Consider the following 24,356-nt stretch of genomic DNA (forward strand, 5'->3'; position numbering starts at 1 on the left):
CTTGCCCGCGCACACCATCGGCGGGCCGGAACAGTCACAATGCACACCTGATCTGGATAGAGATTTCCCATGCGCCGTACCTACCGCCTCGATCTCGAGGGCAAGAACCGTGACCGCCTGATCGAGGCCAGCAAGCACGACATCCGCAAGTACATCCGCCGCGAGCGCCGCAAGGAGCTGCCGGCCGGTGCCGATTTCTGGGATTTCGACGTCCGTTTCGGCCTGGAAGAAGCCAGCGCCGAGGTGATCTTCCCGGCTGATCTGATCCGTCGCGTCGATGCGGTGGTGGCCGAGGGCGGCAACCAGTTCTTCGTGCAGATCGAGCGCAAGCCGGGCACCCGTCCGCCGCGCGCTGCCGGCCAGCCGGCCGCAGAAACCGATTTCGACGGCCTGGATGACTGAATCCAGCGGCCAGCATGTGCTGTTGCTGGGAGCCACCGGTCTGGTCGGCTCCCGGGTGCTGGGCATGCTGCTGGCCGATCGCCGGGTGGCGCGGGTCACCGCCCCGACCCGGCGCGCACTGGGGTGCACTGACACCCGCCTGCACAACCCGCTGCTCGACTTTGCTGCCTTGCCGGCGGCGCAGTGGTGGGCAGCCGATGCGGTGATCTGCTGCCTGGGCACCACCCGCAAGCAGGCCGGCTCACTGGCCGCCTTCGTGCGCGTGGACCGCGACTATGTGCTGGCTGCCGCGGTCCTGGCGCGTGCCGCCGGGACGCCGTGTTTTGTTCTCAATTCGGCCAGCGGAGCCGATCCGTCTTCGCGGTTGGCCTACAACCGCACCAAGGGCCAGGTCGAGGCCGGGCTGCGTGCCCAGAGCTGGCCGTCACTGGTCCTGGTACGCCCGGGCCTGATCGGTGGCGAGCGGGCGCAACGGCGGCCGGCCGAGCATGCTGCCGGCCTGCTGCTGCAGGCCCTCGGGCCGGTCTTGCCGCGTGCCTGGCGGATCAACCCGGCCGCCAATATTGCCGCTGCCCTGGTCCAGGCGGCCCTGACGGCCCCGGCCGGGGAACAGGTGATCGGCGCGGCCGAGCTGGCCTGAGTGCGCTGCTTCAGGCCGGCAGTGACTGCCCGCCGTCCACCGCCAGCACCTGAGCGGTGATCCAGCGCGCCGCCGGGCTGCACAGGAACACCGCTGCATCGGCCACCGCGTCCACTTCACCGAAGCCACCGAAGGGAATGCTGTCGCGGATGCGCGCGTACAGCTCGGGCGCCTGTTCGCGCCGGCGCTCCCACAGCCCACCGGGAAATTCGATCGAGCCCGGGGCAATGGCATTGACCCGGATCTTCTGCGTGGCCAGCTCGCTGGCCAGGGCAGTGGTGTAGTAGTTCAGCGCCGCCTTGGCGGTGGAATAGGCCACGGTGCGCGGGGTCGGCTTGAGGCCGTTGATCGAACTGACGTTGAGGATGCAGCCGGCCGCGCTTTGCTGCAGCCACGGCAGGGCAGCGCGGCTGGCACGCACCGCGGCCATCAGGTCGACCTGCACGCTGGCTTCCCAGTCGGCCTCGCTGCCACCGTTGCCCAGGCCCGAAGCGTTGTTGACCAGGATGTCGATCCCGCCCAGTGCCTGTGCCGCGTTTTCCACCCAGGCCTGCAGCTGGCCGGCATCGGCCAGGTCGCAGACCTGGGTGTGCAGGGCCAGGCCCTCGCTGGCGAACAAGGCGCTGGCGTCGTGCAGGCCAGCCTGCCCACGGGCGCAGATGGCGACCTGGGCACCGGCCCGGGCCAGGCCGGTGGCAATGCCCAGGCCAATGCCACGGCTGCCGCCGGCAACCAGGGCGCGTTGGCCGGTGAGGGGGAGCAGGGTCATGGCGGTATCCGGGCGGGAAAGGAGCCGGGGATTATCGCTGGCCGGGCAGGGGTGCAGGCACCCGCCCGACCAGGATCCAGGCCACAACGGCCTGGGTGCCATACATCAGCGCCTCGCCCAGACGCTGCATCAGGCCACGGATATCGGCCAGTTCGGGAGTCACCATCGCGGCGAAGGCGAACAGCCACAGCGCCACCAGCAGCAGCCAGCCGGCGCGTTGCCACAGGCGCAGGCCCGCTGCACAGGCCAGCAGGGTCACCCCCAGCGCGGTGCCGCTGTAGGTGAGCAGGGCCAGCAGGTTGTGCAGGTCCTGGGCCAGGCTGCCCTGGGCCGGGCAGCCCAGGTCGCAGGGGAAGATGGCCGAGCCGATCCAGGCCACGGGCTCGCAGAACAGCAACGCCAGGCCGGCGATCTGCACCCCGCGCGGGCGCCAGTGGCGCCAGAAGCTGGCCAGGGCGATGGCAAACAACACGCCCGAGGGCAGGTAGCCGGCCCAGTTGACCCAACCGGCATAAGGCGCGCCGGTGGCGCCCAGCTCGCTGATGTACTGCGCCAGCGGGTTGTAATCGGGGCGCAGCACCCCGGGCAGCACGAACACGGTGAACAGCCAGCTGGCGGCAGTCAGGGCAATCCAGAAACGGGTGCTGCGCATGCGGGCGTCCTTGCGTTGATGGGATGTTGGCCAGTATCAGTCGTGTCCGGGCTGGTGGGCAAAACGCGGCTGGGTCTGCCCGTCCACGACCACGCTCTCCACGAACATGGCATACGGGCGCACCCACAGTGCGCCATCGCCGTAGAGCTGGCGGTAGAGCACCAGCACTTCCTGGGTTTCGCTGTGCCGGCACAGATCCACCACCTGGTAGGGCTGGCCCTTGTAATGGCGGTAACGGCCGGTGGGCAGGACGGGCAGGGGCGGCAGGTCAGACATGGCAATCCTCGGCAAAAGCAGGCAACGGGCCGGCAACGTGTCAGTGGCTTGCCTGCACGCTGGTAGGCAAACCCTGAAGCGTGCTGGCAATCACACCCCTCCCCTTTTTGGAGGAGTAGTGCGGATTTTATCCGCGCCTATCCTCTCCGGCTTCACCCGGCGACAGTGCACAAGGAGAGGGCCGATGGCCACGATGAGGGTAATGAAGGTGGCAATTGCCAGTGGCCTGCTGGCCGCCGGGTTCTCGGCGGCGCTGCCTGTCCAGGCCCAGACCGGCTTTGTGCGCCCGGACCGTACCGATGGCGTGCCGATGGAGGGAGCCAGTCGTTGCCCGCAACGCTGGCAGGAGAGTTCGCGCCTGGCCTCTGATGAGCGGGTGGGCTACTGCTACCCCAGCTATGCCAATTCGCCCAGCATCATGCGCCGTACCGGCAGCAATTGCCCCAGCGGTTACGGTGTGGATGGCGAGTGGTGCAGCCAGGGCCACATCGAGCATCCGCTGCTGAACAACCCCAACGTGATGGCCAAGGCCCACCAGGCCGACCGCTGCCCGGCCGGTTTCTACACCTACCTGGACAAGTGCACCACCGAATTGGCCCGTCCACCCAAGGCGCGGGTCAAGGGGGGCGGCGCTTGCCGCGCCGGTGAAATTGCCGAATGGGGCATCTGGTGCACCAGCGATTTTGAGCATCTGTCGGTGCAGGACATCCGTTCGGCCCATTACCGTGACTGGAACTACATCTATTCCATGACCCGTGGCGGCAATCCGCGCCAGGGGCCGGGCGATGAGGATGCCAGCGAGGTTTACAAGCACATGTTCGGCGACAGCAAGCTGGACGGCCCGGTCGGCAGCGCCAATGGCGCCCTGGTACGCGGCGAGCGCCTGAGTACCGAGCAGCGCAACCTGCTGGCCAACGCCAATGCCGCCACCGCGGCGATGTTGCCGCCGGAAGGGGCGGGCGGTTCGACCGCAACCAGCGCTACCGCCGGGGCTGCCGATGCCGACAAGTCGCAATGCGATGAAGTGAAGCTGCGCGGCAAGCTCGGCCAGCTGGCCCGGCGCGCGCTGGGCTGCTGACACACGGTTTGGGGGAGGTGCCCCCGCCCTTGGGGAAGGGCGGGGGTTCCATGGGTTGATCGACAAGGATGAGGACGTACGCGCATGAGCGTGACCAAGGTAGAAACGCAGTCGTGGTTTTCGCGGCTCAAGCAGTCGGTGATGGGGGTGCTGGTGGGCCTGGGCCTGCTGCTGGCCATGTTGATGCTGCTGTTCTGGAACGAGGGCCGTGCGGTGAAGACCGCGCGTGGTCTGAGCCAGGGCGCCAGTGACCTGGTCATGGCCTCGCCGCAGCAGGTGGACCCGGCGCTGGAGGGCAAGCTGGTCTATCTGGTCGGCGAGCCGCTGGCACCGGTCCCGCTGCACGATACGCACACCGGGGTCAGCGCGCCAGGCCTGCGCCTGCAGCGCAAGGTGGAGATGTACCAGTGGGTGCAGGACAGCCAGAGCAAGCAGGAGGTGGCCCTGGGCGGCACCCAGACCACCACCACACAGTACAGCTACAACGCACAGTGGAGCGAACAGGCGGTGGATTCCAGCCGCTTCGAGCAGGCAGCCCAATACAGCAACCCGGCCATGGCCCTGCGCGGCGAGTCCTTCCTGGCCGAGGGTGTGCAGCTGGGCAGCTGGGCACTGGATGCACCGGTGCTGGGCCAGCTCGGTGCCGGCCAGGCCTATCCGGTCAGCCAGTACGACCTGGTCGCCCTGCAGCACGCCATCGGCCCGCAGCTGCCGGTGCAGCTGGTGGATGGGCAGATCCATGTCGGTGCCAACCCGCAGGTCCCGGCCGTGGGCGATTACCGCATCAGCTACAGCATCGTGCCGGTGCAGGCGCTGAGCATCATCGGCCGCCAGACCGGCCACGGCATCCGCCCCTGGCAGGCCGACAGCGGCAGCCAGGTGTTGATGGTGCAGACGGGCGTGGTCGCTGCCGAGCAGATGTTCAGCCAGGCCCACAGTGGCAACAGCAGCATGACCTGGATCTTCCGCGCGCTGGGCACGCTGCTGCTGGTGATCGCCATCAACATGGTGCTGGGGCCGTTGAGCGTGGCCGCCAGCGTGCTGCCGGTCCTGTCGCGGGTACTGGCCATGGGCACCGGCCTGATTGCCACCTGCGTGGGCGTGGCCCTGTCGGTGTTCACCATGGCCCTGGCCTGGATCTTCTACCGCCCGTTGCTGGCGCTGGCGATCATCGCCGTCGGCATTGCCTTGGTGGCGGCGGTGGTGATGCTGATCGGCAAGCGCCGCCGTCAGCTGGTGGCGATGCCGCCGCCGGTCAGCGCCAGCTGAGTACGGCGGCCAGGAGCGGCCAGCGCTGACGACAACCGATAAAACCAACACACCCGGCCTGGCCGGGTGTGTTTTTTCACGGCTGCTGCGTTAGAGGATCAGCAGGCTGCGGGCGCGGATGATGGCCTGGGCGCGGTTGCTCACCGCCAGCTTCTCGTAGATCTTCTTGCGGTGGGTCTTCACCGTGCCGGCGGAAATGCCCAGCTGGCGCGCGATTTCCTTGCTGCTCAGGCCTTCGGCGAGCAGGGCCATGGTCTGGCATTCGCGCGGGCTCAGGGCCGTGTTGGTGTGCGGCATGTGGGCCGGGCCGGCCTGGCGTGGCAGCACCCAGGGCTGGGCGATGCCGCCCAGCTGCTGCAGGTGGGTGACCAGCCGTTCGGGCAAAGGCCAGCGGTCGTTGACGGCCCATTGCGCGGCCTGCTGCAGCCAATCGGCGGCATCGCGGCTGCGCCGCCGCAGGGCATTGTCGGCACTGAGCTGCAAGGCCTGCTGCAGGCATTGGCGGGCCTGGCCGAGCCGGCGCAGGGACTGCGCAATGCGCATCTGCAGCACCTGCTGGAACAGGGCGTGGCGGCAGTCCAGGTTTGCCAGGGCCGGCGCCGGGATCTGTTCGAGCAGGGCCTGGGCCGGTTGCACCTGTCCCAGCAGCAGTTGCAGGTGGGCCGCTTCCAGCAGCAACGGCCCCTGCAGCCCGCGCAGATGTGGCTGCTGGTCGGCATCGGGCTGCAGCAGCGGGGCCAGCAAGGGGCCCTGCAGCAGGGCCTGGGCCTGGCGCCACTGGCCGGCCCGGTTGAGCAGTTGCAGCTGGCTCAGGGCCAGGTGGTGGTGCAGGCGCGGCAACTGGCGCTGCTCGGCAAAGGCATGGCCCCGGGCCAGCAGGGCCAGCGCGGCCTCCAGGCCCTGGCAGCGGTACAGCGCATCGGCGGCAGCGGCATGGCTCTGCGCATACAGGCAGACCCAGCCATAGACCTGGTCGATCTTTTCCAGTGCCGGCAGCAGCAGGGCCAATGCGGCCTCGGCCTGGTTGTCTTCGGCCAGCAGCACGCCCTGCAGCAGCTGGCAGCTCAGCACCTCGTAGCTGTCGGCGGCCACCGTGCTGTCGGCGATCGCGCGTGCCCGCTCGACCGTGGCGGTGGCCAGCTGCGGGCCGTGCAGGGCCAGCTGCGCATACCCCAGGTGCAGCAGCAGGAACACGCTGATCTTTTCCGGCTGGTGCTGCAGCAGCTGCAGGCCGGCCTGGCTGATGGCCATGGCCTGGGCATGCTGCTGCATGTCCATGTGGTGGTAAGCCAGCACCGAGGCCACGCAGGCGGCCAGGGTCGGCTGCTGTTCGCGCTGGCGGACAAAGTGCTGCTGCATGTCCTGCAGCAGCGCGTCGGGAATGGGGTTGTCGGCACAGGTGTGGAAGACGCCTTCCAGCAGGGTCACCCAGGTCCGGGTTGCCACCAGGTCGGCATCGGCGGCCAGGCGGGTGTAGTGGCTGGTCAGCGCGCTGCCCTGTTGGAACAGCTCACCGGCCTGGCCGGGATGGCCATGGCGCAGGCGCTGGTAGACCTGGGACAGGAACAGCAGCGGGCGGTCATAGGCCCGTTCCGGTGGCAGCGGCGGGGCCAGCGGCAGGTCCGGCGCATTGCCCAGGTCCAGGGTGATGGCACCGGCGCGCTCGATCAGGGCGGCGGCTTCTTCCTTCTGCGGCAACTCCAGGGCGTGGCGCACGGCCTGGGCCGGCTGGTCGTGCTGGGCAAACCAGTGCGCGGCCAGGCGCTTGCTCTCGGCATGCAGCTGCGGCTGCTGCAGGCGCAGCTGTTCGCGCTGGTGGCTGGCAATGACCGGGTGCAGCAGGACCCAGCCGGCCTGGGCCGGCGGCGGGCACAGCAGCAGGCCGGCCTGGCCCAGTTGTTCCACGGTCTGCAGCAGCCGCTGCGGCTCGGGCAGCTGGTTGAGCAGGGCGGCGGGCATTTCGCCGATCGCGGCCAGGATGCCCAGCGCGGTCGGATCCATGCCGTGCAGGCCGGGCAGCACCACCTCGGCCAGCCAGGCAGCGATGGCCGGCGGCAGCTGCCAGCTCAGGTCGGCAGGGCCCAGCAGGTAGCCGGCCTGTTCCGGGTGCAGGGCAAGCAGGCGCAGGCCGGCTGCCCAGCCGGCCAGACGCCGGTTCAGCAGGCTGGCTTGAGGGCTGGAAAAGGCCGTACCGAGCAGTAGCCCGGCCTCGGCATCGTCCAGCTGCAGCTGGCTGGCATCGAGGACCTGCAGCTGGCCATGCAGCTGGGCCTGGTACAGGGCGGTGCCGTGCAGGCGACGGTCGGCGGCGATGATCCGGCGCCCGGCCTGACCCAACCACCAGCGCGAAAACTGCTGCCGGGCAGGGCTGTGCAGCAGGTGCAGGTCATCGACCAGCAGCAGTGCGGCGTTGCTGACGCACAGTTGGGTCAGGGCCTGGGCCAGGGCATCGGGGGCGTTGTGCTCCTCGTGAAGCTGCAGCCAGGCCACGGCCAGGCCGGCCGCGCGCTGTTGCTGGTACAGCGCCGCCAGCAGGCAGCTCTTGCCGCTGCCCGGCGGCCCGGCCAGCAGCAGGCACGGCGCCTGCGCCGTGCTGATGGCATCCAGTAGCCGCTGCCGCGGCAGCAGGTGCGCAATATGTGGCGGGTGCCAGCCATCCATGCCGGTGCCTTGTGTGGGCAGCAGTGCGTCGTGCAGTGCAGTGGAATCAGCAGCCAAGTCTCCCCCGGGATGCGCTGCGGTTGTCTGCTGATTCTGCCAGTGCTGTGGCCTTGATGGTGAAAAACCCGGCCGGCGGGGGGGCCGGCCGGGGTGTCTTACTGGGCCAGGGCGAGGTCGTCGAGCATCGCGCGCAGGAAGCGGGCGGCTTCGCCACCGGTGCAGGCGCGGTGGTCGAAGGTCACCGACAGCGGAATCACCTTGTGCGTTTCCACCCCACCCATTACCGGGGTGAGCTGGAAGCGGGCGCGCCCGGCACCGACGATGGCCACGCTCGGCGGTACCACCACCGGGGTGGCATAGCGGCCGGCGAACATGCCGAAGTTGGACAGGCTGATGGTGTGGCCGCTCAGTTCGGACGGGGCAATGGTGCGCGTTTCCACCTGCTGGCGCAGGCGGGTGATGCCCTCGCGCACGCCACGGGCATCGAGCATGTCGGCATTGCGCAGGGCCGGCACGAACAGGCCGTCATCGGTGTCCACGGCAATGCCGATGTCCACCTGGCGGTGCAGGGTGCGGGTCAGGTTGGCGCCATCAAACCAGGCATTCATCGCCGGCACCGCCTGGCAGGCGACCACGATCGCGCGCACCAGGCGGGCGGTGACATCGCTGCCCGGCAGCCAGGCATGGATGTCGGCATCGTCATTGAGGGTGGTCGGCACCACCTGGGCATGGGCATCGGCCATGACCCGGGCCATGTTGCGGCGCACGCCCTTCAGCGGCTCGGGCTGGCCCAGGCTGGCAGGGCTGCCCGGAGGGCTGGTGCGCATCGGCCTGCCGGCAGCGGACAGGGCGGTGCGTTCGGCGCTGACCGGGGCCGTCGCCACTGCGACCGGCGCGGCCGCGGCGCGGGCCAGCGGGGCGGCCTGGCCGATCGGCGCGCTGCCGTTGGCGGCAGCCTGCTTCACATCCTGCATGGTCACCGCACCATCGGCGCCGCTGGCGGCGACCCGGGCCAGGTCCACGCCGAGCTTGCGCGCCATCGCACGCACCGCCGGCACCGCCTTGACCCCACCCACGGCAATGGCCGCTTCGGTGTGCACGGCATTGGAGCTGACCATCGCGCCGACCACGGTGCCTTCGTCATCGCGCTCGGTGCTGGCGGCCGGAACCGGCGGCGGCGTGGCCGGCGCGGGGGCCGGTGCCGGGGCCGGGGCATGGCCATGATGATGGCCGGTGTCCTGGCCTTCGGCACGCTGCGGCAGGCTCGGGTCGATCTCGAACAGGGCCAGCTCGTGGCCGGTGATCACGATGTCACCGGCATTGCCGGCCAGCTTGAGCACCTTGCCCGAGACCGGCGAGGGCACTTCGACCACGGCCTTGGCCGTTTCCATCGAGACCAGCGGCTCGTCCAGCTTGATGACATCGCCAACCTTGACGAACCACTCCACGATGGTCGCGTCCGGCAGGCCTTCGCCCAGGTCCGGCAGGTGGAAGCTCTTTGTTGCGCTCATGCAGATTTCTCGAAATGTGGGCGGTGGCCGTTGGCGCAGGCGCCATGACGGCCGGTGGCAGGTCAGCCGTTGGCGATGGTGCGCTTGGCAGCGGCAACAATGCGCTCGACGCTGGGCAGGTACTTCATTTCCAGGCGGAACAGCGGGATATGGGTGTCATAGCCGGTGACGCGCTCGACCGGGGCGAGCAGGTCATACAGCGAATGCTCGGCCAGGCGGGCGGCGATTTCGGCACCGAAACCGGCAGTCTTCGGCGCTTCCTGGATCACCACGCAGCGCCCGGTACGGGCCACCGACTCGGCGATGGTGTCAAAGTCCAGCGGGCGCAGGGTGGCCACGTCGATGACCTCGGCGCTGATGCCCTCGGCGGCCAGGGCGTCGGCCGCTTCCAGCGCTTCCTTGACCTGGGCGCCCCAGGCCACCAGGGTCACGTCGGTGCCGTCGCGCAGCACGAAGCACACATCCAGCGGCAGTGCTTCGCCGTCATCGACCACCAGTTCCTTGTACTGGCGGTAGATGCGCTTGGGCTCGAAGTAGATCACCGGGTCCGGCTCGCGGATCGCGGCCAGCAGCATGCCGTAGGCGCGCTGCGGGCTGGACGGCATCACCACGCGCATGCCCGGCACGTTGGTGAACATCGCCTCGTTGGCCTCGCTGTGGTGTTCCGGGGCGCGGATGCCACCGCCCCACGGCACGCGCAGCACCATCGGGCAGGTCAGGCGGCCACGGGTACGGTTGCGCAGGCGCGCGGCGTGGCAGATCAGGTGGTCCAGCATCGGGTAGACGAAGCCGTCGAACTGGGCCTCGGCCACCGGCTTCATGCCCTGCACGGCCAGGCCCACGGTGAGGCCGGCGATGGTGGTTTCATCCAGCGGGGTGTCCAGCACGCGTTCGCTGCCGAAGCGCTGCTGCAGGCCGGCGGTGGCGCGGAACACGCCGCCGTTGACGCCGACGTCCTCGCCAAGCACGACCACCGACGGGTCATTGCGCATTTCCCAGGCCAGGGCCTGGGTGATGGCTTCAATCAGGGTGATGGGCTGGGCGGTCATGGCTGCCTCGCTGCGCTGGCTGTCGCTGTGGGTGTCGGCACTGGCGTGCTGGCGGTCAGTGGAAACATGGCGCAGGTCATCCATGGCGGTTCTCCAGCGCCATTGCCGCCGCGCGCTGGGCCAGCAGCTCCGGCGGCGGGTCGGCATACAGGTAGTCGAACATCGCCTCCACCGGCGGCACCGGGGTGGCCAGGTAGGCGTTGACCTCCTCGTCCACGCGCTTGGTGCATTCGGCGTTCCAGTCCTCTTCCAGCTGCTCGTTCCAGACCCCGGCGCGGGTCAGGTAGGCACGCAGGCGCAGCATCGGCTCGCGGGTCCAGGCATCGGTGACTTCAGCGCTGTCGCGGTAGCGGCGGGCGTCATCGGCGGTGGTGTGGTCGGAGAGGCGGTAGGTCAGCAGTTCCAGCACGGTGCCACCGTCGCCGGCCAGGGCACGTTCGCGCGCCTGCTGCATGGCCACCATCACCGCCAGCAGGTCATTGCCGTCCACCTGCAGGCAGTACAGGCCACCGGCCAGGCCCTTCTGGGCCAGAGTCTGGGCGCCGGTCTGGGCGCTGCGCGGCACGCTGATGGCCCAGCCGTTGTTGACCACGCACAGGATCAGCGGGAGCTTGTAGGCACCGGCCGAGTTCACCGCGGCGTAGAAGTCGGTCTTGGAGCTGCCGCCGTCGCCGCACACGGCCACGGCAATCTGCGCCTGCTTGCGCAGCTTGAAGGCCAGGGCCGACCCGGCCGCATGCAGGCACTGGGTGGAGATCGGCACGCAGATCGGGAAATCGTTGGCCGCATCGCTGTTGCGGTCGTAATCGCTGCCGCGCTCGTCGCCGCCCCAGTACAGCAGCACGTCACGGATGCGCACGCCGCGCACCAGCATGGCGCCGTATTCGCGGTAGCTGGGGGCAAACACGTCGCCATTGCGCATCACCGCGCCGATACCGACGTGGGCAGCCTCGTGGCCCAGGCAGGAAGCATAGGTGCCCAGCTTGCCGGTGCGCTGCAGGGCCACGGCCTTGCTGTCGAACAGGCGGGTCATCAGCATCTGCTTGAAGAACGGCACCAGGGCGGCCGGGTCGCGCAGGTTCTCGGGCAGGTCGTTGCGCAGCAACTGACCCTCGTTGTCCAGGTATTGCAGGTGGTGGATCTGGTATTGAGCGGAAACCGTCATTGCTGCGACATCCCTACAGATGGTTTCAATTGAAAGGACATCCTAGGCAACTTGGCGTTAAAAGCCCGCTTGCGGTGCAGCAATTGAGCGCCGTACGGATGACAAAAAGGGTGCGGCCTGATGGCCGCACCCTTTGTTTTCACAGGAAAAACCCGGCTCAGTAAGCGCCGTTGTAGCTGCCGCTGTTGTTGCCGGCATCACTGTCGTTGCTGCTGGTGGATGCCGTGCCGTTGACCTGCAGCACACCGCTGGCCGGCACCGGGCGGGTGTTGGCCTTGATGCTGAAGCTGGCGCTTGCACCGGCGGCCAGGCTGGCGGCACTGCAGCGGAAGCTGGCCTGGCGGTTGCCGGCGGTGACCTTGCTGCAGCTCCAGCCCGGGGCGGCGACCACCGAGGAGGTCGCGGTCAGGGTGTTGCCTTCCAGCAGCAGCACCGGGTTGGCCGCGGCCAGCTGGCCGATGTTGCTGACCGTGGCGTTGACCGTGGTGGTCAGGCCGGTGGACGGCACATTGGCCGGGCCGGACAGGCTTACCGACAGGTCCGCGGCCGGGACCACGGCCGGGGTCACCTGCACATGCACATCGGCGCTGTTGTTGGCCGGCTGCGGGTCACTGGTCTGGGCGCTGGCGGCCACGGCCAGGCTCAGGGTGCTGCCGGCCAGGTCGGCACCGGTGGTCACCGTGCTGGTGAAGCTGGCGCTGGCGCCGGCGGCCAGGGTGTTGATGGTGCAGGTCACCGTGGTGGTGGCGGTGACCACCGGCGCGGCGCAGTTCCAGCCGGCCGGCAGGTTGCCCATCACCGGGGTGACCGGTGCATTGAACACCAGGGCCACCGCGGCCTGTTCGGCGCTGGCCGGGCCGTTGTTGCTGACGCTGCCGGTGAAGCTCACCGGCTGCCCGGCTTGTACCGTGTAGATGTCGGCATTGGCGGCCACACCGAGGTCGGCGAACTGCTGCACCGCCAGCTGGATCAGGACCAGGGTCGGGTCATGGTCGGCCAGACGGGTCGGGGTGTTGCCGTCGCTGCGGGCGGTCTCCGGGAAATCGGCATTGATGCGGGCATGGCTGATGCGCAGGTCTTCCACATCCCCGGCGTTGAGCATGGCGCTGTTGGCAATCACATGGTCCAGCGACTGCACCACGCCGTCGTATGTGTAGCTGTAGCTGTCATGGGCCGGCAGCAACCAGGTCAGGGTCTGGTAATCCGGGGTGACCAGATCCACGCCGTCGCCGCTGACGATGGTTTCATCATCGGCGGATGGCTGGCCGGTGATGGTGCCCATCGCATCGACATAGCCGTCGTTGAACTCGAAGGCGTTGAAGTCGCCCATCACCAGCACGCGCTCGGCCGGGTTGGCGCTCTGCCGGGCCTGCAGCAGCTCGGCCAGGAACACCGCTTGCTGGTGGCGCTTGGCGCGCACGCGCTGGCCGGCGGCATCGTCGGTCTCGTTGCCGTTGAGTGAGCGCTGGTGGACCACGATCGCGGTCAGCGGGAACTGGCGGCCATCGGCGAAGTTGACCACCGCCTCCAGCGACAGCGGCGGGCGGTCGTTGAGCAGGGAGCTGGTGCCGCCCGGCTCGGTCCAGCTGGTGTCCTTGCCGTGCTGGGCCACCACGCCCACGCTCACCCGCGGCACGCCAGCGGCCACCTCGGCGGTCTTGACCAGGAAGCCCACATCGATGCCGCCAACGTCATTGCCTTCCATCAGGTAGGCCACATAGCGCGGGTCGGGCTGGCCGTTGGCCACCGCATCGGCATTGATGCGGTTGGCCAGGGTGGTCAGCACGGTCAGGTTCTCCACTTCCACCGCACCGAGGATGTCGGGCAAGTGCAGGTAGTTGCGCACGGCCAGCGAGGCCTTGTTCAAGCGCTTGTCGTAGGCGGCCGAGGTGAGCACCGGCTCGCCGATGGCCGGGTCGTTCACATCGTCGAAGAAGCGCTGCAGGTTGTAGGTGGCCACGTTGATGTCGTCGGCCAGCGGGGTGGCCGCCGGGCGGGGCTGGTCAAAGCCGTCGCATTCCACCGCCGGCGTGGTCTCCGGATAGAGGGTGTAACGACGGAAGGTGTAGTCCAGCGGGCCGGTCACTTCCAGCACGCGGCAGTTGGAGGCCAGGTTCAGGCGCTCGGCACCGATGGCGCCGCTGCTCACGGCCAGCAGTTCGGGGTTGGTATCCCAGCGCGGCACGTTGGCCGGTGCACTGGCCGGCAGGGCGTCGGGCAGCTGGATGCCCGGCTCGCGGAAGGAGCGCTGCACGCCGGTGACCACGGCATGGAACACGCCATTGCCGCTACCGTTGGCCTGGGTCTCGTTGACCGAGCCGCCGGTCGGCGCGTTGACGGTCAGGCTGGCAGCGGTGACGCGCATGCCTTCATAGCGCTCGAGCTGGTCGATCGGGCCCTCGGCGGACGGCAGGGCGGTGGTCAACACGATCGGTGCCGGCAGCGGCTGGCCGCTGGCCAGCACGGTGGTGGTCGGGTTGGTGAGCTCGGTCAGCGGCGGCTGCTGCGGGTCGGCACTGGGCACGTATTCGATCACCGTGCCCTGCACCGCGACCAGGGTGCCCGGGACGATGTTCGCGGCCGGGGCGGCGCCGGTGTAGACGTAGATGCCGCGCGAGGCATCGGCCGCATGCGGGCCTTCGCTGTCCGGGGTCTGGATGAAGTAGCCGGCGGTACGCACACCGGTGACCACACCGCGGGTGGTCACCACCTGGCCCTCGAACGGCGAGCGCGCACCGCTGCCCTGGATGGCACTGATCGGCAGGGCGACAAAATCGTCATTGATGATGGTGCCGGTGGCGGCAAGGCTGCCCGGGAAGGCGCCCTGGACGTTGCTGATGTCCAGGAAGAAGGTCTCGTCGGCCTCCGTGTCGGTATCGCCATTGACCTGCACGGTGATGCTGGCGCTGGTCTGGCCTTCGGCAATGGTCAGGGTGCCGGAGCTGGCGATGTAGTCGCTGGCGGCGCTGGCGCTGCCATCACGGGTGGCATATTGCAGGCTCACGCCGCCGGCACCGGCCGGGGCGTTGAGGGTCACGTTGAAGACAAAGGCGGTGGTGCCACTGTTGCCCTCGGCCTGGCTGACCGAGGCCACGCCGATGGCGATCTGTCCATTGGCACCGCACACATGCACCGGGCTGGCGCTGTTGCGCGGGGCCGGGGCGGCGGTGCTGAAATCGGCGGCGTTGTTGTTGCTGTCGGTGCAGCCGTTGTCGGCGCGCACGATGGCCAGGGTGTTGCTCATCGCCGGGGCCACGGTGCCTTCGGCGCAGTTGGCGGTGCCGATGCCGACCCAGTCGACCGCTGCCGTGGGGCAGGTGCCGCTCAGGGCACTGGTGCTGTTGACCAGGGCGACCTTGGCATTGGCCCCGGCCATGGCAATGGTGCCGGTGGCATCGGCGGTGGGCAGGGCCACGGTGCCGCCAGTGCCGTCGGCCTGCTTGATCAGGTAGTAGCCGCCGGCGGCGATGCTGCCGCTCAACGGGGTGGTCTGCCAGCTGGTGCCGGTGGCCGCGGCGTACTGCACGCTCCAGCCGGCCAGGTTCACCGCGGCGGTGCCGTTGTTGTGCAGCTCGATGAAGTCGCTCTTCAGGGTGGCACCGGTGTTGCCGCCACCGCCGTACACCTGGCTGATGACCACATCGGCGTGGGCACTGCTGGACAGCAGGACGCCGGCTAACGCGGCGCTGAGCGGGGAGATTCGCATGCAGTCATTCCTTGGCAGAGGGATTACGGGAAAGGGCGGATACGAGGGGCTGCGACAACGGCAACAGCGCTGCGTCAAAATTCTGGCGCATAAATGGTTCGTGAATATGACAGCAGCCGGGCTTGGCTGCAAAACCTCTGGCATGGCCGGCGGGCGGCTGGCACTTGCCCTGCTGGCAGATGAATGGCAAGTTCACCGCTTTGATTTGCAAGGAAAATTGACCGGATGACTGCTCCGATCACCGCGCCGCGCGGCGTGATGGCCCGTTTTCTCGACGTGATCGAGAAGGCCGGCAACCGCCTGCCTGACCCGGCAGCCCTGTTTGCCTTGCTGATGCTGGCCGTGTGGGGCCTGTCCTGGGCGTTGTCCGGGATCAGCTTCGAGGCCATCGATCCGCGCAGCGGCGAGCCGATCAAGGTGGTCAACCTGGTGTCCGGTGAGTCGCTGACCGCCTTCATGGCCAACATGGTCAAGGTGTTCCTCGGCTTTGCGCCGCTGGGCGTGGTGCTGGTGGCCATGCTCGGCCTGGGGGTGGCCGAGCACTCCGGTTTCATCAACGCCGGCCTGCGCCGGGCTTTGAGCGTGACCCCCAAGGCCCTGCTGACGCCGGCCCTGGTGGCGGTGGCGGTGCTCTCCCACGTGGCGGTGGATGCCGGCTATGTGCTGGTGATCCCGCTGGGCGGGGTGATCTTCTACGCCGCCGGGCGCCACCCGCTGGCCGGTATTGCCGCCGCCTTCTGCGGTGTCTCCGGTGGCTTCTCTGCCACGCTGTTCATTCCGTCCTCGCTGGACCCGATGCTGGCCGGCTTCACCCAGGGCGCCGCGCACATCCTGGACCCGTCGGTGGTGATCAACCCGCTCAACAACTGGATCTTCACCACGGTCTCGACCTTCCTGATCGTGGCCATCGGCTGGTTTGTCACCGACCGCATCGTCGAGCCGCGCCTGCAGGCGATGACGCTGGACGGCAACACCGCTGACCTGCCGAAGATGGAGCCGCTCACCGCACTGGAAGCCCGTGGCCTGCGCTGGGCCCTGGCGGCGATGGTGGTGGCCGCGGTGTTGTTCGTGGCCACCCTGCTGCCCGAATCCAGCCCGTGGCGGGCCGCCGCCGGGGCCGTGCCCGAAGGCAGCCACCCGCTGCTGGTGGCCGCCGCGCCGGTGATGCAGTCCATCGTCTCGCTGATCTTCGTGTTCTTCCTGCTGCCCGGCGTGGTCTACGGCTATGTGGCCGGCAGCTTCAAGACCCACCGCGACGTGATCGGGGCGATGAGCAAGTCGATGGCCGGCATGGGCTACTACATCGTCATCGCCTTCTTCATCGCCCAGTTCCTGGCCGGCTTCAACGGCTCGGGCCTGGGCACCCTGATGGCGGTGGAGGGCGCGGATTTCCTCAAGGGTCTGGGCTTGCCGATGTGGCTGACCATCATCGGCCTGATCGCGATGACCGGCATCGTCAACCTGTTCATCGGCTCGGCCTCGGCCAAGTGGGCGCTGCTGGCACCGATCATGGTGCCGCTGATGATGCAGCTGGGCGTGTCCCCGGACCTGACCCAGGCCGCCTACCGGGTGGGTGACTCGATGACCACCATCCTGACCCCGCTGATGCCGTACTTCCCGCTGATCGTGGTGTTCTGCCAGCGCTATGTCACCGGCGCCGGCATCGGCACCCTGGTCTCGATCATGGTGCCGTACTCCATTGCCCTGACCTTCTTCTGGACCCTGCTGCTGCTGGCCTTCTGGGGCCTGGGCATCCCGCTGGGGATCGGCGCCAGCTACGCCTATCCGGCCGGCTGAACAGGTTGCGGCCCGGATCCGGGCCGCGGCGCATTTGACGCCGGCCGCGAGGGTCGGTAATCCTCCTCCAGCCCCCCGGCCCCGGCCGGGGTTCGTCTTTCACTGAACTGTTTTTTGGGGACACCCGCATGAGCGCTACTGCGCCGACCACCGAATCACCACCGGCGCCGCTGCCGGAATTCCAGACCATCCTCGGCCATCCCAAGCCGCTGTGGATGCTGTTCATGTCCGAATTCTGGGAACGCTTCGCGTTCTACGGCATCCGCTGGGCGATGGTGCTGTACATCGTGGCCCAGTTCCACGGCGGCGATGCCGCCGGTGAGAAGCCGGCCGCCGAACTGTACGGCGCCTACCTGGCGCTGGTGTATGCCGGTGCGATCTTCGGCGGTTACGTGGCCGACAAGCTGATCGGCTTCCAGCGCTCGATCCTGCTCGGGGCGCTGTTCATGGCCGTCGGCCTGTTCATGCTGACCTCGCCCACCGACGTGGTGTTCAAGCTGGGCCTGGCCACGATCATCGTCGGCAACGGCTTGTTCAAGCCGATCATCTCCACCATGGTCGGCAAGCTGTACCTGCAGGGCGACAGCCGCCGCGATGCGGGTTTCACCATTTTCTACATGGGCATCAACATCGGCGCGATGATTGCGCCGGTGATCACCGGCTGGCTCGCCCGCCAGGTGTTCGGCACCAATGATGACCCGCACTACCAGTGGGTGTTCATCAGCGCCGGCATCGGCATGCTGCTGAGCCTGGTCTGGTTCTGGTTCGGCCGCAGCCAGCTCAAGGGCATCGGCCTGCCGGCTGCCGGCCAGCAGGGCATCGGCCGCGTGCTGATGGTCGCCATCCTCGGTGCGTTGGTCGGCATCCCGCTGTTCTTCTTCCTGCTCACCATCGATGCCAGCATCCTGCAGACCATCCTGATGACGCTGTTCGTGGTGCCGGCGGTGATGTTGCTCATCGAAGGCATCCGCGGCGGCAAGGTGGCCCGCGACATGGTGATCGCGATGCTGATCATCTTCGTGTTCAACGTGCTGTTCTGGATGTTCTTCGAACAGGCCGGCAGCTCGTTCACCTTCCTCGCCGACAAGATCGTCAACCGCGAATTCGGCAGCTGGACCTTCCCGCTGGAATGGTTCCAGTCGGTCAACTCGGTGGCCATCATCGCCTTTGCCCCGGTCATGGCCTGGATGTGGGTCAAGATGGGCCGCGCCAATCCGTCGATCCCGCGCAAGTTCGGCCTGGGCCTGATCTTCAACGGCCTGGCCTTCCTGCTGCTGATGGTGGCCCTGTCGAGCATGGTCGATGGCAGCGGCAAGATTCCGTTCTGGACCCTGTTCGCGGTGTATGTGATCCAGTCCATCGGTGAGCTGTGCCTGTCGCCGATCGGCCTGTCGATGACCACCAAGCTGGCTCCGGCACGCCTGAGCGGCATGGCCATGGGCTGCTGGTTCCTGTCCATCGCCATCGGCAACAACCTGGCCGGTATCTTCGCCGGCAAGGTCAGCGGCGAGGACGGCATGACCGCGGCCTCGGCGCAGTCCGGCTACACCTTCGGCTTCTATGCACTGGTTGGCGCTGGCGTGGTCCTGTTCCTGATCGCTCCGCTGGTCAACAAGCTGATGCACGGGGTCAAGTAAGTCCCTGCCCGCAGGTGACCTGCAAGGCGGCGTCCGGCAACGGGCGCCGCTTTTTTGTGGATCAAGAAAATCCACCGGCGGCCGCTAACCCGGTCAGGGACGCCTTGGCGGCCCATCACTGTCGCTACCGCCCTGGCCCCATGTCCGACACTGCACTTGCCCCCGCGCCGTTGACCGAAGCGACCACCGTGTCGCTGCCGCCCGTGGCCAGCCTGCTCGACGACCACGCCCCGCCCGATGCCGTGCTGGGGCAGGGCGATGCACCGGAGCTGGACCCGGAGCAGGACGGGCCGGAAGGCGGGATCGCCGACGAGGGCGAGCCGCAGTGGGGGCAATGGCGCCTGCCGGCGGTGACCATTCCCGACAACCTGCGCCTGCAGACCGCGGTGGCGCGGCTGGTGGTGCAGAAGCAGCGCATCGACGCGATCGTGCGCGAGGGCCAGCTCGATGGCCTGTGGCCGGTGTCCTGGCTGGGCCTGGACGGGCGCAGCATCGACCTGTCCGCCTTCGTGCAGTCGGTGCTGCCGTTCATTCCGGAAAACGGCCAGGGCCAGGTGGCCGCCGGCCGGGTCAACCTCAAGTACACCCTGGGCGATGACAGCCGCTGGGGCCGCAGCCAGGTGGCCCGGCCGCGGGCGCTGGCCGAGCGCCTGGGGGCAGACGAACGTGCCATCACCGGCAAGCCGGACCTGGCCGAGGTCAGCCTGATTTCGCCGCTGGGCCTTTGCGTACCCACCCAGGGCAAGTCGCGGGTCGGCTTCCTGCGCCAGATGGGCGCGGCCAGCATGGCCGCGCGGGTCACCGCGCTGGCCTATCCCTCCCCCAGCCAGCTGGCGCTGTACGCGGTGGCCCCGGGCGGGCATTCGCAGGTGTGGTGCGTGCTGGACCAGCGTCAGCTGCGCCGGCTGGAGGCACACTGGCTCAGCGTGCCCCTGCTCAATGGCTATGGCGTGGCCGAGCCCAAGCCGTGGCCGGAGAGCTGGCCGCCGGTCGAAGCGGTGGCCCAGGCCCTGGCCGAATGCCGTGGCAAGGGCGTGCCGGAAGTGGACCTGGCCGCGCTGTCGCAGCGGCTCACGCGCGAGGCGCTGGGCATGCGCTGGGTCAGCACCAACCTGCTGCAGATGCGCAACTGGGTGCCGCGCTGGCGCTTCTTCCTGTCCAGCTTCATCGGCCTGCCGGTGCTGTTCCTGCTGCTGGCCATGCTGGCCCTGCCGCGCGCCATTGAAGCGGCCGCGGTGGCGGCGATCCTCGGCTTTGCCGGCGGCGCGGTGGCCGCGCTGGCGGTGCCGTGGGTGATCGCGCGCCAGCGTGACGTGAACTGAGCCGGCCTCGCGGGCCGGCAGCACCTCATTCCTGTGGCGGCATCCGCGCCACGCCGTGTTCGCCCAGGCGCAGCACCAGGGTCTCCAGCAGCGCCTCTTCTTCCTCGCTGAGCACGCTCATCAGGCGGCGCTCCATCTCCAGCACCATCGGCGCAATCGTCTCGTAGACCTCGTAGCCGGCCGCCGACAGGGCCAGCACCGAGCGGCGGCGGTCATCGCCGTGGGTCTCGCGCTTGATGAAGCCGCGTTCCAGCAGGCGGGCCACGGCGCGCGAGACGGCCACCTTGTCCATCGCCGAATGGTCGGAGACCTCGCTGGCCGAGGAGCCCGGATACAGCGCCAGGATGGTGATCACCCGCCATTCCGGGATGGCCAGGCCGTAACGCTCGCCGTACAGGCGGGCAATGTTGGCGCTGACGCGGTTGGACAACACGCTCAGGCGGAACGGCAAAAACTGTTCCAGGTCCAGCAAAACGCGGGAGGGAACGCTGGCTTCAGGCTTGCTCATGCTGCAGTGCACCTTGCTGGTGGTTTCATGTGTAACTATAACCTTGGCAACCCTACGGGGATCAATGTCATTCCTCCCGGATGCCGGCGCGGTAACGGGATGGCCAGCGGAGGTAATCCATGAACAGCGTACTTTCCCACACCTCGCCCGATCCGGGGATGGTTGTCACTACTTTCGACAACCCGATGGGCATCAACGGCTTTGAATTCGTCGAATTCGCCGCCCCCGAAGGGCAGGCTGCCGGCATGGCGCAGTACCTGCGCAGCCTGGGTTTCACCGCCATCGCACAGCACCGCAAGCGCGCCATCACCCTGTTCCGTCAGGGCACCATCAACTTCCTGCTCAACCAGGAAAGCAGTGGTTTTGCCGCCGAGTTTGCCGCTGCCCACGGGCCGTCGGCCTGCGGCTTTGCGATCCGCTTCAAGACCGCGCCGGACCAGGTGCTGGCCCATGCCCTGGGCAATGGCGGGGAAGTGTTTGCCGACGCGCTGGAAAGCCGTGCGGTGGACTTCCCGGTGATCAAGGGCATCGGCGACTGCATGCTGTATCTGGTCGATGACGGCAGCGAGGATGTGTATGCCGATTTCGAGCCGCTGGACGGGGTGGACCAGCACCCGGTGGGCTTCGGCCTGACCTTCATCGACCACCTGACCCACAACCTGTTCCTGGGCAACATGGCGCGCTGGTCGGACTACTACGAGAAGCTGTTCAACTTCCGCGAGATCCGCTACTTCGACATCAAGGGCGCCAAGACCGGCCTGCTGTCCAAGGCGATGACCGCGCCGGACGGCATCGTGCGCATCCCGCTCAACGAGTCCTCCGACGAGAAGAGCCAGATCAATGAATACCTGCGTGCCTACAACGGCGAGGGCATCCAGCACATCGCCCTGTTCACCAATGACATCTACGCCAGCGTGGAAGCCATGCGCGCGGCCGGGGTGGCCTTCCTGGATACCCCGCAGACCTATTTCGACGTGATCGACGTGCGCGTGCCGGGCCATGGCGAGGATGTGGAGCGCCTGCGCCGCAACGCAATCCTGATCGACGCCGACCCGGAGACCAAGACCCGCAAGCTGCTGCAGATCTTCACCCAGAACGCATTCGGCCCGATCTTCTTCGAGATCATCCAGCGCAAGGGCAACGAAGGTTTTGGCGAGGGCAATTTCCAGGCCCTGTTCGAATCGATCGAACGCGACCAGATGCGCCGCGGCGTGCTGTAAGGTTGCCAGCCCTTTAGCGAGTAACTGTGCCATGTTGAGCGAACTGATCACCCTGCTGACCTGCGATGACATGCAGGGCAAGGAACTGGCCGACGCGGTGTCGCGGATCAAGGCCTCGCCGATGGATCCGGAGCTGGACTGGATCGAGGGCGACAGCGAGGCCGAGTACATGCAGTTCGCGGTGCTGGCCGAGCTGGGCGATTACTTCGCCGTGGGCCATCAGGCCGGGCAGCTGCACGAGGAAATCAGCGAGCAGTTCGCCGCCCCGCTGGCGGCCCTGACCGATGCGCAGATGCCGCTGGAGGAATATTTCCAGTGGCTGGACGCGCAGCTGGCCGGCCGAGCCAAGCCCTACGAGCTGCTGCTGTGGGGCAACTTCTTCGATGACGACGTGTACACCTTCATTGTCCGCCGTGCTGATACCGCGCGCATCCTGAGCCTGGCCGCCGAGCTGGGCCTGCAGGTGGCGCCGGCGGCCAGCGCCGGCTGATTGCGACCGCCCCTGACCGGGCTTTCCATGTGAGCCAGACCATGCCCCAGAACCACACCGCCTACATGACCGGCTTCGGCAACGAATTCGCCACCGAGGCGGTGCCCGGCACCTTGCCGCTGGGGCGCAACTCGCCGCAGAAGGTGGCCCATGGCCTGTATGCCGAACAGCTCACCGGCAGCGCCTTTACCGCCCCGCGCGGGGCCAACCGGCGCAGCTGGCTGTACCGCATCCGCCCGTCGGTGATGCACGGCAGCTTCTCGGCCTTGCCGGCCGGGGCTTTCCACAACGATTTTGCCAGCCCGGCACCGCCGGACCAGCTGCGCTGGAACCCGTTGCCCGACGCCGCGCCCGGGGTGGATTTCATCGATGGCCTGTACACCATGGGCGGCAATGGCGGCCCGGCCGCGCATACCGGCCTGGGCATCCACCTGTATGCGGCCAGTGCCTCGATGCCGGCGCGTTTTTTCTACAACGCCGATGCCGAAATGCTGATCGTGCCGCAGGCCGGTCGCTTGCTGCTTCGCACCGAGCTGGGGGTGCTGGAGATCGAGCCGCAGCAGATTGCCGTGATCCCGCGTGGGCTGCGCTTTGCCGTGGACCTGCCCGATGGCAGCGCCCGTGGCTATGTCTGCGAGAACTTCGGGGCGCTGCTCAAGCTGCCCGACCTGGGCCCGATCGGCGCCAATGGCCTGGCCAACCCGCGTGACTTTGAAACCCCGCAGGCGGCCTTCGAGCAGCGGGAGGGGGATTTCGAGCTGGTGGCCAAGTTCGATGGTGCCCTGTGGCGTGCCGACATCGGCCACAGCCCGCTGGATGTGGTGGGCTGGCACGGCAACTACGCGCCGTACCGCTACGACCTGCGCCGCTTCAACACCATCGGCTCGATCAGCTTCGACCACCCGGACCCGTCGATCTTTCTGGTTCTGCATTCGCCCAGCGATACGCCCGGCACCAGCAACATCGACTTTGTGATCTTCCCGCCGCGCTGGCTGGTGGCCCAGGACACCTTCCGTCCGCCGTGGTTCCACCGCAACATCGCCAGCGAGTTCATGGGCCTGATCCATGGCGCCTACGACGCCAAGGCCGAGGGCTTCGTGCCCGGTGGCAGTTCACTGCACAACTGCATGAGCGGGCATGGCCCGGATGCGGCGACCTTCGACAAGGCCAGCAACGCCGATCTGTCCAAGCCGGACGTGATCAGCGACACCATGGCCTTCATGTTCGAAAGCCGCGGCATCATCCGCCCTGCCGCGCAGGCGTTGACCGCCGCGCACCGCCAGGCTCAGTACCAGAAGTGCTGGAGTGGCTTGACCGCGGGCTTCGCTGCGGACTGACGCAGCTGCTCCAGGCGCTCCAGCTGCGCATACGGCAGCAGCTGGGGCAACTTGCGTTCGGCCTCGTCGGCGGTGCGTTCGCCCATGGCCGGGGCCAGGCAATCCAGCACGCTGGCCAGGATGCGCAAGCCGGCATCGCCTTCGCCGGCTTGTTGCAGTTGCCATTCCCAACCGCGTGCCACCGGCTCGGCATGCTGGCCGACCAGATCCAGCAGGTGCTGGCGGGCAGCCTCGAAGCTGCGCTCCGGCCGCGGGGCAGGGCGGCCCTGGCTGATCACGCCCGAGGCCGGGGTGATGTAGCGGCCGTTGCCGTGCTCATGCAGGTAGCCACGCTGGTACAGCAGTTCCAGCACCGCGCCGCTGCCGGGCCCGAGCAGCTGGCCCAGCTCCTGCACGCTGCGCTGGCCATCGGCCAGGATCAGGGCCCGACGCTGCAGCAGGCTCAGTTCGCCGCGCACGTTGTGCTGCAGGCTGTTGTAGGCCTGGGCGGTCTTGCCCAGGCGCAGGTGCGGCTGCAGGGCAGGGGTGGGCGGTTGGCTGCTGGCCATGGACATCTCCTTACAGCGACAGGGCAAGCCGGGTCATGTCCTGCAGCCAGCCCTGTGCGTTGGCCTGGGGCAACAGCACCACGCAGGCCACCGCAGTGGCCAGCACGGCCAGGCGCCCACGGGCGCGCAGGCTGCGCAGCAGTACCAGCGTGGTCAACACCAGCACCGACAGCAGTGGCAGCCACAACAGCGGCATCAGCAGGGTTTGCAGGCCAGCGTGCAGGGCGTTGACCAGGGTGTCGGCTGCCTGGGCAGCGCGGGATGCCAACAGGTCAGGTGATCCGGCCAGGCCGGACGGCATCGGGAGCAGGAACATGGG

At 68.1% G+C, this 24,356-nt stretch carries 22 protein-coding genes; 11 read left to right on the forward strand and 11 right to left on the reverse strand.

Translation table 11 applies throughout. The features are described 5' to 3' along the window. The first annotated feature begins 69 nt into the window (after window positions 1-69). Both ABB30_RS09525 and ABB30_RS09530 read left to right on the forward strand, forming a co-directional pair. Window positions 70-402, forward strand: coding sequence for a DUF6172 family protein (locus ABB30_RS09525; protein ID WP_057638078.1), 333 nt, complete (start codon window positions 70-72; stop codon window positions 400-402). Next, on the forward strand, window positions 395-1,042 hold the full coding sequence (locus ABB30_RS09530) for a Rossmann-fold NAD(P)-binding domain-containing protein (RefSeq protein WP_057638079.1): 648 nt from the start codon (window positions 395-397) through the stop codon (window positions 1,040-1,042). The genes ABB30_RS09525 and ABB30_RS09530 overlap by 8 nt, the downstream gene beginning before the upstream one ends. A gap of 10 nt (window positions 1,043-1,052) precedes the next feature. Here ABB30_RS09530 and ABB30_RS09535 read toward each other — a convergent pair whose 3' ends face one another. From ABB30_RS09535 to ABB30_RS09545, 3 genes are read right to left on the reverse strand one after another with little or no spacing between them, the layout of a single operon-like run. Beyond that, entirely contained in the window at window positions 1,053-1,811 is a 759-nt protein-coding gene (locus tag ABB30_RS09535; RefSeq protein ID WP_057638080.1) for an SDR family NAD(P)-dependent oxidoreductase, read from the reverse strand. Between the two features lie 31 nt (window positions 1,812-1,842). After that, the gene (locus ABB30_RS09540) at window positions 1,843-2,463 is read right to left on the reverse strand and encodes a DUF998 domain-containing protein (RefSeq protein WP_057638081.1); all 621 of its coding nucleotides are present in this window, start codon (window positions 2,461-2,463) and stop codon (window positions 1,843-1,845) included. Between the two features lie 36 nt (window positions 2,464-2,499). After that, window positions 2,500-2,739 (reverse strand): DUF1653 domain-containing protein, encoded by a 240-nt coding sequence (locus tag ABB30_RS09545; protein WP_057638082.1) that lies wholly within the window; start codon window positions 2,737-2,739, stop codon window positions 2,500-2,502. A gap of 202 nt (window positions 2,740-2,941) precedes the next feature. On the opposite strand from ABB30_RS09545, the gene ABB30_RS09550 reads away from it, so the two are divergent. Both ABB30_RS09550 and ABB30_RS09555 read left to right on the forward strand, forming a co-directional pair. Beyond that, entirely contained in the window at window positions 2,942-3,817 is an 876-nt protein-coding gene (locus ABB30_RS09550) for a hypothetical protein (RefSeq protein ID WP_057638083.1), read from the forward strand. Between the two features lie 84 nt (window positions 3,818-3,901). Continuing rightward, entirely contained in the window at window positions 3,902-5,086 is a 1,185-nt protein-coding gene (locus ABB30_RS09555; RefSeq protein ID WP_057638084.1) for a TMEM43 family protein, read from the forward strand. A gap of 90 nt (window positions 5,087-5,176) precedes the next feature. Here the strand turns inward: ABB30_RS09555 and ABB30_RS09560 are convergent, their stop codons facing one another. The 5 genes from ABB30_RS09560 to ABB30_RS09580 form a co-directional block, all read right to left on the reverse strand. Beyond that, window positions 5,177-7,804 (reverse strand): LuxR C-terminal-related transcriptional regulator, encoded by a 2,628-nt coding sequence (locus ABB30_RS09560; protein ID WP_152980682.1) that lies wholly within the window; start codon window positions 7,802-7,804, stop codon window positions 5,177-5,179. A 98-nt stretch (window positions 7,805-7,902) separates the two neighbouring features. Further along, window positions 7,903-9,258 (reverse strand): dihydrolipoamide acetyltransferase family protein, encoded by a 1,356-nt coding sequence (locus tag ABB30_RS09565; RefSeq protein WP_057638086.1) that lies wholly within the window; start codon window positions 9,256-9,258, stop codon window positions 7,903-7,905. 62 nt (window positions 9,259-9,320) lie between these two features. Continuing rightward, entirely contained in the window at window positions 9,321-10,391 is a 1,071-nt protein-coding gene (locus tag ABB30_RS09570; protein WP_057638087.1) for an alpha-ketoacid dehydrogenase subunit beta, read from the reverse strand. Then, window positions 10,384-11,472, reverse strand: a complete 1,089-nt coding sequence (gene pdhA, locus ABB30_RS09575) for a pyruvate dehydrogenase (acetyl-transferring) E1 component subunit alpha (protein WP_057638088.1) — start codon at window positions 11,470-11,472, stop codon at window positions 10,384-10,386. The genes ABB30_RS09570 and pdhA overlap by 8 nt, the downstream gene beginning before the upstream one ends. Before the next feature lie 157 nt (window positions 11,473-11,629). Beyond that, a complete protein-coding gene (locus ABB30_RS09580; protein WP_057638089.1) occupies window positions 11,630-15,178 on the reverse strand; it encodes a lamin tail domain-containing protein in 3,549 nt (1,182 codons plus the stop codon). On the opposite strand from ABB30_RS09580, the gene ABB30_RS16260 reads away from it, so the two are divergent. The 4 genes from ABB30_RS16260 (at window position 15,177) to ABB30_RS09595 (ending at window position 19,934) form a co-directional block, all read left to right on the forward strand. Beyond that, entirely contained in the window at window positions 15,177-15,407 is a 231-nt protein-coding gene (locus tag ABB30_RS16260; RefSeq protein WP_152980683.1) for a hypothetical protein, read from the forward strand. The genes ABB30_RS09580 and ABB30_RS16260 overlap by 2 nt on opposite strands. Continuing rightward, complete coding sequence (locus ABB30_RS09585; protein ID WP_057638090.1) at window positions 15,404-16,975, forward strand: AbgT family transporter; 1,572 nt, start codon at window positions 15,404-15,406, stop codon at window positions 16,973-16,975. The genes ABB30_RS16260 and ABB30_RS09585 overlap by 4 nt, the downstream gene beginning before the upstream one ends. Window positions 16,976-17,103: 128 nt before the next feature. Beyond that, entirely contained in the window at window positions 17,104-18,612 is a 1,509-nt protein-coding gene (locus ABB30_RS09590; protein ID WP_057638091.1) for a peptide MFS transporter, read from the forward strand. A gap of 140 nt (window positions 18,613-18,752) precedes the next feature. Continuing rightward, window positions 18,753-19,934 (forward strand): hypothetical protein, encoded by a 1,182-nt coding sequence (locus ABB30_RS09595; protein WP_083489796.1) that lies wholly within the window; start codon window positions 18,753-18,755, stop codon window positions 19,932-19,934. A 25-nt stretch (window positions 19,935-19,959) separates the two neighbouring features. Here ABB30_RS09595 and ABB30_RS09600 read toward each other — a convergent pair whose 3' ends face one another. Then, on the reverse strand, window positions 19,960-20,442 hold the full coding sequence (locus ABB30_RS09600; protein ID WP_057638093.1) for a MarR family winged helix-turn-helix transcriptional regulator: 483 nt from the start codon (window positions 20,440-20,442) through the stop codon (window positions 19,960-19,962). Between the two features lie 119 nt (window positions 20,443-20,561). On the opposite strand from ABB30_RS09600, the gene hppD reads away from it, so the two are divergent. The 3 genes from hppD to hmgA are packed head-to-tail and all read left to right on the forward strand — an operon-like array spanning window position 20,562 to window position 23,489. After that, window positions 20,562-21,662, forward strand: coding sequence for a 4-hydroxyphenylpyruvate dioxygenase (hppD, locus tag ABB30_RS09605; RefSeq protein ID WP_338062348.1), 1,101 nt, complete (start codon window positions 20,562-20,564; stop codon window positions 21,660-21,662). A gap of 31 nt (window positions 21,663-21,693) precedes the next feature. Beyond that, the gene (locus ABB30_RS09610; protein ID WP_057638095.1) at window positions 21,694-22,152 is read left to right on the forward strand and encodes a hypothetical protein; all 459 of its coding nucleotides are present in this window, start codon (window positions 21,694-21,696) and stop codon (window positions 22,150-22,152) included. 41 nt (window positions 22,153-22,193) lie between these two features. Further along, a complete protein-coding gene (hmgA, locus tag ABB30_RS09615) occupies window positions 22,194-23,489 on the forward strand; it encodes a homogentisate 1,2-dioxygenase (RefSeq protein ID WP_057638140.1) in 1,296 nt (431 codons plus the stop codon). Here the strand turns inward: hmgA and ABB30_RS09620 are convergent. Together ABB30_RS09620 and ABB30_RS09625 are read right to left on the reverse strand one after the other, a co-directional pair. Further along, window positions 23,438-24,037 carry a hypothetical protein gene (locus ABB30_RS09620; protein ID WP_152980684.1) on the reverse strand — a complete coding sequence of 200 codons (600 nt, stop codon included), beginning with the start codon at window positions 24,035-24,037 and terminating at the stop codon, window positions 23,438-23,440. The two genes, hmgA and ABB30_RS09620, sit on opposite strands and share 52 nt — an antisense overlap. A 10-nt stretch (window positions 24,038-24,047) precedes the next feature. Beyond that, the gene (locus ABB30_RS09625; protein WP_057638097.1) at window positions 24,048-24,353 is read right to left on the reverse strand and encodes a hypothetical protein; all 306 of its coding nucleotides are present in this window, start codon (window positions 24,351-24,353) and stop codon (window positions 24,048-24,050) included. Window positions 24,354-24,356 lie beyond the last annotated feature (3 nt).

Source organism: Stenotrophomonas ginsengisoli (assembly GCF_001431485.1).
Lineage (GTDB): Bacteria > Pseudomonadota > Gammaproteobacteria > Xanthomonadales > Xanthomonadaceae > Stenotrophomonas > Stenotrophomonas ginsengisoli.

Excerpts from the sequence above, each read along its gene's own strand:
- ABB30_RS09525 (WP_057638078.1), top strand. The coding sequence starts at position 70 with ATGCGCCGTACCTACCGCCTCGATCTCGAGGGCAAGAACCGTGACCGC.
- ABB30_RS09530 (WP_057638079.1), top strand. The coding sequence starts at position 395 with ATGACTGAATCCAGCGGCCAGCATGTGCTGTTGCTGGGAGCCACCGGT.
- ABB30_RS09535 (WP_057638080.1), bottom strand. The coding sequence starts at position 1,811 with ATGACCCTGCTCCCCCTCACCGGCCAACGCGCCCTGGTTGCCGGCGGC.
- ABB30_RS09540 (WP_057638081.1), bottom strand. The coding sequence starts at position 2,463 with ATGCGCAGCACCCGTTTCTGGATTGCCCTGACTGCCGCCAGCTGGCTG.
- ABB30_RS09545 (WP_057638082.1), bottom strand. The coding sequence starts at position 2,739 with ATGTCTGACCTGCCGCCCCTGCCCGTCCTGCCCACCGGCCGTTACCGC.
- ABB30_RS09550 (WP_057638083.1), top strand. The coding sequence starts at position 2,942 with ATGAAGGTGGCAATTGCCAGTGGCCTGCTGGCCGCCGGGTTCTCGGCG.
- ABB30_RS09555 (WP_057638084.1), top strand. The coding sequence starts at position 3,902 with ATGAGCGTGACCAAGGTAGAAACGCAGTCGTGGTTTTCGCGGCTCAAG.
- ABB30_RS09565 (WP_057638086.1), bottom strand. The coding sequence starts at position 9,258 with ATGAGCGCAACAAAGAGCTTCCACCTGCCGGACCTGGGCGAAGGCCTG.
- ABB30_RS09570 (WP_057638087.1), bottom strand. The coding sequence starts at position 10,391 with ATGGATGACCTGCGCCATGTTTCCACTGACCGCCAGCACGCCAGTGCC.
- pdhA (WP_057638088.1), bottom strand. The coding sequence starts at position 11,472 with ATGACGGTTTCCGCTCAATACCAGATCCACCACCTGCAATACCTGGAC.
- ABB30_RS16260 (WP_152980683.1), top strand. The coding sequence starts at position 15,177 with ATGCAGTCATTCCTTGGCAGAGGGATTACGGGAAAGGGCGGATACGAG.
- ABB30_RS09580 (WP_057638089.1), bottom strand. The coding sequence starts at position 15,178 with ATGCGAATCTCCCCGCTCAGCGCCGCGTTAGCCGGCGTCCTGCTGTCC.
- ABB30_RS09585 (WP_057638090.1), top strand. The coding sequence starts at position 15,404 with ATGACTGCTCCGATCACCGCGCCGCGCGGCGTGATGGCCCGTTTTCTC.
- ABB30_RS09590 (WP_057638091.1), top strand. The coding sequence starts at position 17,104 with ATGAGCGCTACTGCGCCGACCACCGAATCACCACCGGCGCCGCTGCCG.
- ABB30_RS09595 (WP_083489796.1), top strand. The coding sequence starts at position 18,753 with ATGTCCGACACTGCACTTGCCCCCGCGCCGTTGACCGAAGCGACCACC.
- ABB30_RS09600 (WP_057638093.1), bottom strand. The coding sequence starts at position 20,442 with ATGAGCAAGCCTGAAGCCAGCGTTCCCTCCCGCGTTTTGCTGGACCTG.
- hppD (WP_338062348.1), top strand. The coding sequence starts at position 20,562 with ATGAACAGCGTACTTTCCCACACCTCGCCCGATCCGGGGATGGTTGTC.
- ABB30_RS09610 (WP_057638095.1), top strand. The coding sequence starts at position 21,694 with ATGTTGAGCGAACTGATCACCCTGCTGACCTGCGATGACATGCAGGGC.
- hmgA (WP_057638140.1), top strand. The coding sequence starts at position 22,194 with ATGCCCCAGAACCACACCGCCTACATGACCGGCTTCGGCAACGAATTC.
- ABB30_RS09620 (WP_152980684.1), bottom strand. The coding sequence starts at position 24,037 with ATGGCCAGCAGCCAACCGCCCACCCCTGCCCTGCAGCCGCACCTGCGC.
- ABB30_RS09625 (WP_057638097.1), bottom strand. The coding sequence starts at position 24,353 with ATGTTCCTGCTCCCGATGCCGTCCGGCCTGGCCGGATCACCTGACCTG.